Origin of the sequence: Geitlerinema sp. CS-897 (assembly GCF_028368005.1) — a bacterium.
In the GTDB taxonomy this organism is placed as follows: Bacteria; Cyanobacteriota; Cyanobacteriia; order Cyanobacteriales; family Geitlerinemataceae; genus Baaleninema; species Baaleninema simplex.
Genome location: NZ_JAQNCQ010000340.1, coordinates 1 through 10973 on the forward strand (window position 1 = coordinate 1; position 10973 = coordinate 10973).

Annotated in this window: 7 protein-coding genes, 2 tRNA genes and 1 pseudogene; 5 read left to right on the top strand and 5 right to left on the bottom strand. The window is 52.7% G+C overall.

Annotated features, from left to right (window positions below; genetic code table 11):
- Positions 1-130: 130 nt before the first annotated feature.
- On the top strand, positions 131-610 hold the full coding sequence (locus tag POG22_RS21650) for a hypothetical protein (RefSeq protein WP_498907086.1): 480 nt from the start codon (positions 131-133) through the stop codon (positions 608-610).
- 606 nt (positions 611-1216) lie between these two features.
- Here the strand turns inward: POG22_RS21650 and POG22_RS21655 are convergent.
- Positions 1217-2122: pseudogene (locus POG22_RS21655) on the bottom strand (DMT family transporter).
- Between the two features lie 104 nt (positions 2123-2226).
- On the opposite strand from POG22_RS21655, the gene POG22_RS21660 reads away from it, so the two are divergent.
- Entirely contained in the window at positions 2227-2517 is a 291-nt protein-coding gene (locus POG22_RS21660; protein WP_017663293.1) for a DUF2470 domain-containing protein, read from the top strand.
- Positions 2518-2969: 452 nt separating this feature from the next.
- Here POG22_RS21660 and POG22_RS21665 read toward each other — a convergent pair whose 3' ends face one another.
- From POG22_RS21665 to POG22_RS21680, 4 genes are all read right to left on the bottom strand, one after another.
- Complete coding sequence (locus POG22_RS21665; protein ID WP_498907087.1) at positions 2970-4571, bottom strand: TROVE domain-containing protein; 1602 nt, start codon at positions 4569-4571, stop codon at positions 2970-2972.
- 183 nt (positions 4572-4754) lie between these two features.
- Positions 4755-4883, bottom strand: a tRNA-OTHER gene (locus tag POG22_RS21670).
- A 39-nt stretch (positions 4884-4922) separates the two neighbouring features.
- Positions 4923-5273: a four helix bundle protein gene (locus tag POG22_RS21675; protein WP_498907088.1), complete on the bottom strand. Its 351-nt coding sequence runs from the start codon at positions 5271-5273 to the stop codon at positions 4923-4925.
- Between the two features lie 290 nt (positions 5274-5563).
- Positions 5564-5686: transfer RNA gene (locus POG22_RS21680), tRNA-Asn, on the bottom strand.
- Positions 5687-6231: 545 nt separating this feature from the next.
- Here POG22_RS21680 and POG22_RS21685 point away from each other — a divergent pair.
- The 3 genes from POG22_RS21685 (at position 6232) to POG22_RS21695 (ending at position 10799) form a co-directional block, all read left to right on the top strand.
- Positions 6232-6390 (top strand): hypothetical protein, encoded by a 159-nt coding sequence (locus tag POG22_RS21685; RefSeq protein ID WP_498907089.1) that lies wholly within the window; start codon positions 6232-6234, stop codon positions 6388-6390.
- A gap of 25 nt (positions 6391-6415) precedes the next feature.
- Positions 6416-6910 carry a hypothetical protein gene (locus POG22_RS21690; RefSeq protein ID WP_017663001.1) on the top strand — a complete coding sequence of 165 codons (495 nt, stop codon included), beginning with the start codon at positions 6416-6418 and terminating at the stop codon, positions 6908-6910.
- Positions 6911-7109: 199 nt separating this feature from the next.
- Positions 7110-10799, top strand: a complete 3690-nt coding sequence (locus POG22_RS21695) for a hypothetical protein (protein ID WP_498907090.1) — start codon at positions 7110-7112, stop codon at positions 10797-10799.
- The last annotated feature ends 174 nt before the right edge of the window (positions 10800-10973 follow it).

A 10973-nucleotide genomic window follows, 5' to 3' on the forward strand; every position in this document is an offset into this window, starting at 1 on the left:
AGCTTATGGATTTCGTAATTTCTGCAACTTTGAGCTTAGGAGTCAGCTTTCTATGATTTTTTCAGATTGATTCTGCATCTTAAGTTCGGAAGAGCCAGTAAAAATTGCCTATTTTAAGGATAATGAGGGTTTGTTATCGTGGGTAAAAGCTCAACCCTTAGCTGCCCCCTTCGCTTGTTTAGGTGATGGACACGACGGAGTCTGGAATATTTTTGCCCAGATCGGGACAGTTCAAGAACGGGAAGAAATTCTGGATGGGTATCATTTAATGGAGAATGCCCACAAAATTAGAGGAACTCCTCAACAAAAAGCTACGATTTGTCATCGACTTTGGACGGGTCAAATTTCTCAAACTTTCGATTATCTCCGAACTCAAAAAGGTCTGAGAGCTAGAGAGTTTTGGCAATATCTAAAAAAGCATCGCACTTGTCTTATTAACTATAAAGCTAGACAGGCAGATGGGGGGTCTATCGGTTCGGGGGCTGTCGAGTCTTTAGTCAAACAAATTGCTCTTCGAGTTAAGTTACCTGGAGCGCAATGGTCGAAAGATAATGTTCCCAAACTACTCAAACATCGCTGTGCTTATCTCAATGGCGCTTTTTCTCTCTGAGTTTATTGGAGTTTCTATGAACCTATAGCAATCCTAAATGGTTTGCGGAAACAGATCGGCTGAAAACCCCATACTGCAATGATTCATATTGAAAACAATCCGCAAACAAAGTCATACTGTTATATTGCAAAATTGAGATGCACCCTATGTTTGAATAATTTGAGTTAAGTCTAACGTCGCAATCGCTCGAGCTATACTCGATCTTATCGAAAAAGTTTTAAATGGCAAGCTAAAAAAACGAACCCTCTCTTGAGGAATAATGAGAGGGTTTGTTAGCGCTGCTAAAGGGACTTTAAAATTCAGCACTCGAATTGACTAACGACTCGCCGTTACGATCGAGACCAGTAAATCTGTCGCAAACAGATGGGTCATTGAATTCAAGAATTTCTGCGTATCGCGCTGGTAAATTTCGTTTGCGGATAAGACGCGGATGTCGGTATCGCGTCGTTTTACCTTATTTTTTTTTAAAGATTGCTCGTTCATGCGACCTGCCGTTGTCCTACTCTTCTTCCTATTTACTAGGATGCCAATTTTTTTCCGGAACGTCAGGATCGAAACCGTTGGATCTAGCGATCGCTGTCACTTAAAATTGCGATCGCGATCGCATTAACTGCGAGATAAATCGAGGGCTGCGATCGCAACTCCCATTAAAAGGACGATCGCACCGACAAACACGCCTAAAGATGGGATTTCTCCAAACACCCAATATCCTAACAAACTCGAACAGACGGGTTCTAATAAAATCGCTAAAGTTACGAGAGTCGGTGACACCCAGCGAACTGTCCAATTAATACTGGTATGGCCGATTAATTGAGAGAGTAACGCCATTAAGGCGATCGCACCGTACACCGGCCAGGGATACCCCAGATAACTCGCCCCAAAGGCCATCGGCGTCGGAACTAGAATCACAGCGGCGACTGTATAGGCGATCGCAATATATCCTGTCGTTCCCAAGCCTCGACGCTGGGCTTCCCGTCCGAGGAGCAAGTACAAACTCACCATCCAAGCCCCGAGCAAGGCCAGCGCGTTTCCGAGCAGGGGGTTCGTCGAAATCGACGTTTCGCCCACCTCGCTAGTTCCCACCACGATTCCCCCAACCAGGGCGATCGCGATACCCACCGCCGTTCGTCGCGAGATGCGGGTTCCAAACCACCACCACGATAACAAAACGATCCATAAAGGATTGCTGGTCACGATGGTACTCGCCGCCGCGATCGACGTGTAAGACAGCGATGTCGTTCAGGTGGCGAAGTGAGCCGCCAAGCATACCCCCGCCATGACAGCTAACCCCAAGGCTTCGGGAACGGTTTTCCAGCGAACTTTCGACCACGTCGGTATCAGCAGCAGCGACGACACGAGTAGCCGCGACGCCGCCAGAACGAGACTCAGTCCCACGCTTCCCTCGCCTACTGCGTTAACGGCGATGCGAACCCAGATAGCTGCTGTCGAAACGGCGAGAATGCCAAGGGCTAAGACGATCGCAACTTGAATTTTAGAAGGACTTCGTTCCATCAGTAGTGATACTAAGGGTGATATAAGCCAGACGGAAGGCGATCGCCACCCGTTCTAACCGGTAAGCTTAAGGGTGAATTGGACGTTTAGCAGTAACGACACCTATGACCGACGAAGCGATTACTCCAGCCGTCAGCGATCGCATTTGCAAGCACATGAACGACGACCACGCCGATGCTGTGTTGTTGTACGCTCGCGTGTATGGCGATCGCCCCGAGGCTACATCGGCTGTCATGGAAGCCATCGACCCGCAAGGGATGAACCTACGCGTCAGAACGGACAGCGATACCGTTCCCGTTCGTATCGGGTTCGATCGCGATCTCAAAAACGCAGACGATGCCCACCATACGCTAATCGATATGCTCAAACAAGCCAGAGCCAAAGGACGATCGTAGGACGCCGTCATCTGAGATCGCTTGGACGTACGACATACCTCAAGAACCTCCCCCACGGCGATCGAGATCGATCCCAAAAATGCGACGCGATCGCCGGTGTTGAGGGGGGCGATCGGCATACTTTAAACTTTAATAACAATATTTAGTTGGTCTTGTATTTTAACACTGTATTTTTACAGTATTGTGATTCCGAGTTTCCGTATACCTGCGTAAGATTGCGTAGGTAGGCGATCGCCTAAATTACTGATAAGAGCGTAGCTTGTCTATTCGGTAGTCATGAGGAGTAATGCTACTTTGGTTTTTGAATCCTTGCCACGGAAGGATTGTGACCGACCCGCATCATTAAAATGCAGCACTACCATTCTATCGTTGGGGTGAACACTGTCGAGCGATCGTCAACCCAAAAAAAGGGCGATTCCCGAAAGAATCGCCCAGCCGAACCAAGCAAACAACTACAATTCATCAGCGGCCAACATTTGAATCAGCCGAGGCGTTCCGGGGTCGAACCCTCCCATATCCCAAGACAGCGGATCGTTAGGATCGACCAACGTAATTCGGTACGGTGCCAGAGTGACATAAACCGCCTTCACGTTCGGATTCACCTTGCGGCGATATTCCGCCAACGCCTCCGTCGGGTGACGGCGACCCGCCCAGCTTTCGCTGTCGGTCCAGAAACAGATGACGTCTGCTTTAAAACTGTGACGAATCGCCCAGTCGTAAGCCACCGACGCATCCGTTCCGCCGAAGTTCTGGTTGCTGACCTTACTCAGCGCAGTCCCGAAGGAATCTCGACGAGAAATCTTTAAATCCTTAAAGTCCGTCGAAAACCCACGAATGACGTAGTTTTTCTCGGCTTTCGCCGTCACCAACGCCATCGCCGCTGCAATTTCGCAACAGGTCAACCCCACCGAACTGACGGTGTAGGACGACATCGAACTCGAGATGTCCACCGCGTGCAGAAACACCTTTCCGGTTGGTTCCATCACCTCAAAGGACAGTTCCACCGCTTTTTCGAGAACGTCCACCACACGCTGAACTGGAGTCCAGGTTTTCCGACTGCGTCCGAGGCGACCCCCAGACTGGTAAGTCTTCAACGCCTTCAAGACATCGATCGGGTGAATGCGTCCCCGTCGCAGGTGCGTCGCAGAGTTGAGAACCGTCTCGACGCGATCGAGATTCTGACGCGTTCCCGTCCCCAGAACCCCTAACTCCGTCAGAGATCCCAGGTTTCGCAACATCGCCCCGATCGGCATTCCCTCAAACAGTAGCTGCCACGCTTGCGCGTCCATATTACCCACTGGGGCAGCCATTTCGTGAGTCAACCGACCTCCGACGATCGCCTCGTGGGTGCGATCGGGATGGCGTTTGAGCCATTCGTACCACCACACCTGCGCCAATGCGTCCGACGGTGGCGTTTCGGGGAGTTCGTCCCATCCTTTGACGACCCAATCGAACAAGCGATCGTGGTCTTCCGTCAGGGGTTTGACGTGGAACAGGCGCAACGCGTCTCGGTGAGAAAACCCATGACGTTGCTGATACTTCAGCAGTTGATACGCCAAGCGTTTCGCGTCGTTGCGAGACAGCCAAGACTGACCGGCTTCGCGCACGACTTTCCCGAACCCGCGTACGGATTTCGTGTAACTCAGCCATTCATAGAAGTGGCTTCCCGTTCGCACGACTTTCAAAAAGATGTCCGAAAACGCCTGTTTCGCCGCGCGAGATTCACCCATCGACAACAACACCAGCGCAAAGATCGGCGCACTGTTATTGAGCGATCGCCCGTCACTGGCGTAGACGATTTCACGAGCCACCCGTTCCGGGTTTTCATCAATCGCCTGAAACAGCACGTCCACAAACTCGTTAGTCAGTTCCCGCTTGTTCGCGTAGTACGTACTTTGCGCCGTACCCACCAACAAACAGCGACGCACCATCGCCCACAGTCCCGCATCGAACATATACCCGCCGGACCGTCCGCGAATCATTTCCTTTTCCCGCCCCGGAATCGGCTGACTCTGAGGCGTCCGCGTCGGCTGCGTATAAAACTTATAATTCATAGATCGCCTCCTCACCATTTCCGGGCAAAAACACTTCCAAACCTGTAAAAAAACACAGCGTGACTATTAGTTGGTGCGTGACGCGGAAAACCTCACGTTACTGTCAACACCAGACATTTTATGACCGCGTCACACACCCTGTCACTCTTCACTCTTCCCTCTCCACTCTTCCCTGAAAAGAGGGGGGTGGAGCAGGAGTCGAACCTGCAATCTCCGGGCGTAAGGGAATAGGTGTTCGACTAAAGAACGATAACCCTCAACGCATCGTCCCCGAAGGGCAAAATTTGGTGCTTTTCCACTAGCAACCCACCCCATGTTCAGTGAAGAGGGAAGAGGGAAGAGGGAAGAGTGTTAGGAGTTTTCTCGGCTAGTTTTTACGATGGCAGATAAAATTTTAGAGATTTCGTCGGCCTCAGCATAAATGCTGTTAAAAGCGTCAACATTGATGTAACCCGTCTCTTTGAGAAGAGATGGCCAATATTTAGTTTCCAGACATTCTTTGTACGCGATGGACATTTTGGCAGCAAATTCAGCCTTAGAAAAAGCGCCTTGAGCTTCAGCAATATTCCCCCCAACACTCGTTCCACTTCTCAAAAGCTGCTTAGATAATGTCTGTTCGTGTTTCTCTCGAACCAGATAGTTATAAGCATTAACAATCCGAATTGCAAACTTAAACGCCTTATCATAAACCTGACTCTTCACACTGACACCCCAAAACCATCACTCTTCACTCTACCCTCTTCCCTCTACTCTGAAAAGAGGGGGGTGGAGAAGGATTTGAACCTACTAAACCAGCGATAATCCTCGTTACATCGTTCCTTTCGGACAAATCACTTAACAAGGACATTTCCACCCCATGCAAAACAATTTTTAGCGTATTTTAAAGTTGGTTGGCGTGATGTGTGGCGCAGTAATACGAAATTTACTGGATTTCAGTCAAATTTTTAGCTGCGTCACACACCCTACCCTGTCTCTTCACTGCTCACTGTAAACGCGGCGGGAAGGACTCGAACCTCCAACCTTTCGGTTAACAGCCGATAACCCTCATTCTGCGTCTCCAAAGAGCAAGTTTTGAATAAGGAATGTCATTGCTCTACCCATTGAGCTACCGCCGCATAATTGGCTCCAAACAATTCAAATGTTTTAGGCAAATTTGTGGACTAGAGATGTTAGAGAAATGGATTTTATTCCCTCTCTAACATCTCCGTTGGAGCGCGATAATCCTCAATACTTCGTTCCCGCAGGACAAGCACCGTACAAGGATGGTTCGGTGGCTCCCTTTCGGATAACCACCCGCATTTGTATTATGTATGTAGTATGCAAGAATGTCAACCCCTCGATCGCACTTTTTTGAAAGTTTTGAAAAAAAGTTGCCGTTTGGTGTTCGTTCTAAGGGAAAATCTGGGTAATCTAAGGCTAGACCTAGAAAAATGGGAAGTTGGCACGGTCAAACTCAGCGAGTGGGAGATTTTGCCCTATTTTTCGCATCATTGAGGTAGTTTTCGTGCTGACTTATCCCAGTTGCTGCTTGTCCCGATCGCACCTGGGACGAGCGATCGCCCGTTCGTTCAGTAACGTCTCGAAACGATCGACTTTCCCGAAATCGAAGCGTTTTCAGAAGGTCTAAGGTGCGAACGAACGTTACTCTTCGCTCCTGTTAATGACATCCCACCGTATCGGTGGGATTTTTCTATGGCAGAGTTGGCATGAGTTCCGTGGCGTTCTCAGACAGCACGAACGCACCCCGAACGCCGTTCTCTATCGTCAGTGGCGATCGCGGCCGAGAAATCGTTTGTTAGAATCGGTCAGACTTTATTGAACCCCAAGGTGTGAGGAACAACGCCATGAAATCGGCAACACAGCTTTGGCTCAGTGCCTTCAGTAGCCTAGCGTTAGGGGTAACGGCGGTGAGTTACGTCGAGCCTGCCTCGGCTCAAGCCGCCTACGGCAGTTATGTCGGCGTCGGAGGAAGTGTCGGCTTCGGAGACGGAACGAATGCTTCGGGAGCTGTGGCGTTTCGCTATCGTATTCTCGAACTGCCGATTTCGTTTCGGACTCAGTTACTCGTCGGTAGCGGCGTGGCGATCGTTCCCACGGTATCTTACGATATCCCGCTGAACTGGCAAACAGAAGCCTACATCGGCGCAGGCGTTTCGTTTACCGGAGGCGACGAAACCCCGGTTGGCGATTCGACCGCGTTCGTATTACAACCCGGTATCGATCACGCGCTCCCCAGCAGTCAACTGACGGTGTTCGGTAACGCGATTATTGCCTTCGACGGCTACGAAGACGGGGGAAGTGGCGTTTCCGTGCAAGGTGGCGTTGGCTTGCAGTTTTAATGTCTGAGGGGTTCGCTGACTAGATCCCCGGCATCTTGGGAGATGCCGGGGATCTGACGATCTGACCGAGTATCTGGCATGGGGTTTCGGCGCAATACCCAACAATTCTCCAATTCTCGAACTGTCGCGCGATCGTACCGATTCCGTAACATTGCGGATACGTTGGAACTATCGTTTCGCAGCATCACCAGAAACGTCTATGTCATCGCAGCCTCGCCGTTCCCGAGATCCCAAATTTCCCCAACACCTGAATCTAAGCGTCGATCCCTCCCATCCTCGCTTTCTCGACGGACTCGACGCGTGGCTCGAACTGGGCTTGATCGCCGACGAACAAGTTAAATTCTTAGGTCAGCGATATCTCTCCAGTGTCCTCCCCGAACCCACTCGTCCGCCGATCCCAAAACCCCTCGTACCGTCGCCGACGCCGCAACTAACGCCAACCCCTCGCAAACCCTCCCGATTGAGTCAGTGGTCTGAGGCATTAAAAGAAGAACTGAGCGTTCGTTGGCTGCTGTGGTTGGGAGTGTTCGTCGTCCTGGTATCGTCGGGATTGCTGGCAGCCAGTCAATGGGAACGGTTTCCCGCCTCGGGACAATACGGCGTGTTGTGGGGATACACGATGCTGTTTTGGCTGGCGAGTCGCTGGACGCAACCTCGCGCAAAACTCCGTTTGACTGCCCAAACCCTGCAAATTGTGGCGTTGTGTCTGATTCCCCTCAACTTTTGGGCGATGGACGAATTCACTCTCTGGCAAACGCTGCTGGGGATGGGAACGATGGCGATCGCCACTCTATCGCTGGGGGCGATCGCTCTCGCCAGTCAAGAACTCGATCGCATCGATACGGTACTGCTATTACTGCTAAGCGTACTACACGGGGGAACCCATCTCCTGGGAGTCCCCGTCGCGGCGGTGTACGTCGGAACCGGGATCTGGATTCTAACCGCTGGCTGGCAAACGACCCGAAATCCGTCACCGGGATTGCTTCTGTTTGCCCTGGCGACACTCTTCGTTCGAGCGTTACCCGAACTGAACGCCTTGGGGTTGGCGTTGGGATTGGCGGGATGGCGTCTGACGGAACTGCCGAATCTAACCAAACGCGGACTCGTCGGCGGTATCGTCATGGCGGCGGGGTTTGCCGCGTCCGTCGTATCGCAACCCTGGCAAGCTCTCGGCGTCGTGGTTTCGGCCTTGCATCGACTGTTCGATCGCCTGTGTCGTTTCGGTAAACATCGCGATTTGGCGATGTTGCTGGGGGTGGGACTAATTGGCTACAGCTTAGCGGGGTCGATGTTTCCGCCAGAGGCGACGAAGCCACTCCTCGACGGGTTAGGAATTTCTGGGGCGACCTTCGCCTCGATCGGTCTAGCGGGATTTCCCTATTTGTGGGCAATGTTGGGGATAACAGCATGGTTGCGCCGTCGAGATTCGGTCAGAGACACCGAACTGGCGAAGTTTGGCGACGTGCTGGCCTTGGGCTGGGGAACGTTTCTCGTCGCGATCGGCATGGCGCATCCGGGAGTCAGAGCGATCGCCCTCGTCTTATCCGCTTCGACCCTCGGTATCGTCACCCACCGTCGCTATCCGGTGCAACAGTTGGCCTATGTCACGCAAGGTTTGGGAATCGCGGGGTTGGCGTCGCTGCTGTACTGGAAAATTCCTACCTTATCCCTGTGGGATTGGGGAGAAATTGCCCTCGTTGCGACCTTACTGGAATGGCTAGGGGCAAACTTACCGCCCCATCGCACCGCTTCGGCGTCATCTTCGCTGAAAACGCTCTGGCAAACCAGCGCCTGGTATGCCGGATACGTGCTGGGAAGTTTCAGTTTTCTGGTATTTCTGGCCGCGACCGAACTCGTCCGTCCTTCGTTGTGGGTGTTGTGGTGGTGGGCGATTCCCGTGGCGTTGACGGCGATCGCGCGGTTTGGGTCGCCTCGCTATCGTATTTTGGCAGCCCGATCGAGCATCGGCGGTGCGATCTCCGCCCAAGCCTTAACCTACATGGTTCCGGGGTTGCGCCTCGTCAGTTTGGGCATCGCGGCGATCCTGATGTTGGTTAACGTGCGCGTCTTGAAGCGATCGAATCCGGCAACGGTGGCGGTGGGATTCGGCGTCGTCTTAACAGTTCTGACGCTGTGGGAAGCCTTTCCCCTGACCTTTGACGGTTGGCTGGTCGTGGGGGCGATCGCACCCTTGGCATTGTGGGGACTCTGGCGTTGGCGAGACTGGCGCGGCGGCGGACTGTCGGCGTTGTACCTTCCGGGGACGGACGCCTGGGCGATGGGATTGTGTGTCTTGGAACTGTTCGTGTTAACGCTGCACTCGTTTCTGGTGTATCAGCGATGGGCGGTCGAACCCTCGGTTTGGGCGATTTTAGCCTCTGCTGTCACCATCGGGGCGATCGCCTTTCGTCAAACCCCCTATCTCTCGAACTGGGGCTTATACGGTTTGGCTTGGGGGTTAGAAGTGTTGGCGGTGGAAACCTTGGGCGTTTTAAATCCGTCTTGGTTTGCCCTGGCCGTGGCCAATATCGGCTTGGGATTGCTGAGTCAGGTGTTTGGAGATTGGTGGTTGCGTCGTCACGGCGATCGCGATCGGCTTTACGGCTTTTATGCAATTCCGATCCTGTACGGTATCGCCGCCACTCTATTTCGATCGACCCAATTCGGCCCGCAAACGGGACTGATTACCCTGGGATTTTCCGTCGTTCTGTTGGGTCTCGGACGGCGAGAAGCGACGTTTAAACCCTTGGTGTATCTCGGTTTAGCGGGGGTTTCCGCGTCGGCTTACGAACTGTTGTGCGCCCAACTGGGGGGATTGGCAACGGGCGATCGCTGGGTGTCTGCGGCTGCCTTAAGCGTCGGTATTCTCACTCTCTATCGCCGTTTGCTTCCTCAACTGGCGCGGTATTTCGGACTGGTTCCCGGTACGGTGAAGTTGTTCGCCCATAGCCATTGGCTCATAGGAACGGTATCTCTGGCAACGGCCGCCGCCTTTCCGGTGAAATTGCCGTGGCTGGCGTTGGGGGCAGGCATCGTCTTAACTCGTTATGCCTTAGTCCAAGGACGCCAACCCAACCGTTCGAGCGTTGCCGCCTTGTGGGTGTATTTAGGCGTGTTACAAGGCTTGGGGATTTCGACCTTTGCCGTTGTGAGTTTGGGATGGAACAACTTTCTTTTGCCCTGGTACGGCGCGATCGCGGCGTTACTGGCCTACTTTTTCCGCATTCTCCCCTGGCAAAGTTGGGGTTGGCCGAACCGTCCCTGGTATCGGGTTTCGCGGGGTTTGCCCTTGGTGGTGGCGTGGGTGACGATCGAAACGATCCATCCGGTGAGTTTGGGGGCGATCGCCCTGTTTTACGGGGTGTTGGCGATTTTAGAGCGATCGCTGCGCTGGAGTTATATCGGAATCGGGGTGTCGAACGTTTTGCTATTTCGCGGCTTTCGGGTGTGGGACGTTGAAAACCTGCTGGCGTGGACGACACCGCCGATGTTGTCTTTCCTTTACCTCGCAGCCTTCGATCCCGCATTCCGCCAAGGAAAACAGCGATCGTTCCGCCATCTGTTCCGTATCGCCATCTTAGGGGTGTTTTTCGCCGCCGCCTACGAGAGTACGCCTTGGCTAGTCGTTGCAGCCTTGAGTTTGGGGTGTTTGTTGCTGGGGGCGATTCTCCGGGTGCGGGCGTTTCTATTCGTAGGAACCGCCGTATTTGCGATCGCGATTTTTCATCAACTGGTTCTCCTCGGCGCGATGTATTCCTTCTCGAAATGGCTGGGCGGCCTGGCGTTCGGCTTAATTCTGATTTGGGTCGCCGCCACCTTCGAGGCCAGACGAGAACAAATCGTCTCGGCGTTGCAAAATTGGTTGGCAGTTTTGGAGTCGTGGGAGTAATACTCCATCCTTTTCAGCTTAACCGCTAGGAGCCCCGCACTGTACCCGAAGGGTCAGTGTCGGGTCGTTGACGTTCTCCTCGAATTCCGATTTCATTTTAAAAGAATTGAAGAGATGAGGTGAGGAGGTAAGGAGGTAATGTGAAATCTCCCTCTCCCCTTCTCCCCCTCTCCC

Bases quoted from the DNA above. Each gene is read 5' to 3' on its own strand.
- POG22_RS21685 (WP_498907089.1), top strand. From the start codon at position 6,232: ATGACATCCCACCGTATCGGTGGGATTTTTCTATGGCAGAGTTGGCAT.
- POG22_RS21665 (WP_498907087.1), bottom strand. From the start codon at position 4,571: ATGAATTATAAGTTTTATACGCAGCCGACGCGGACGCCTCAGAGTCAG.
- POG22_RS21695 (WP_498907090.1), top strand. From the start codon at position 7,110: ATGTCATCGCAGCCTCGCCGTTCCCGAGATCCCAAATTTCCCCAACAC.
- POG22_RS21660 (WP_017663293.1), top strand. From the start codon at position 2,227: ATGACCGACGAAGCGATTACTCCAGCCGTCAGCGATCGCATTTGCAAG.
- POG22_RS21690 (WP_017663001.1), top strand. From the start codon at position 6,416: ATGAAATCGGCAACACAGCTTTGGCTCAGTGCCTTCAGTAGCCTAGCG.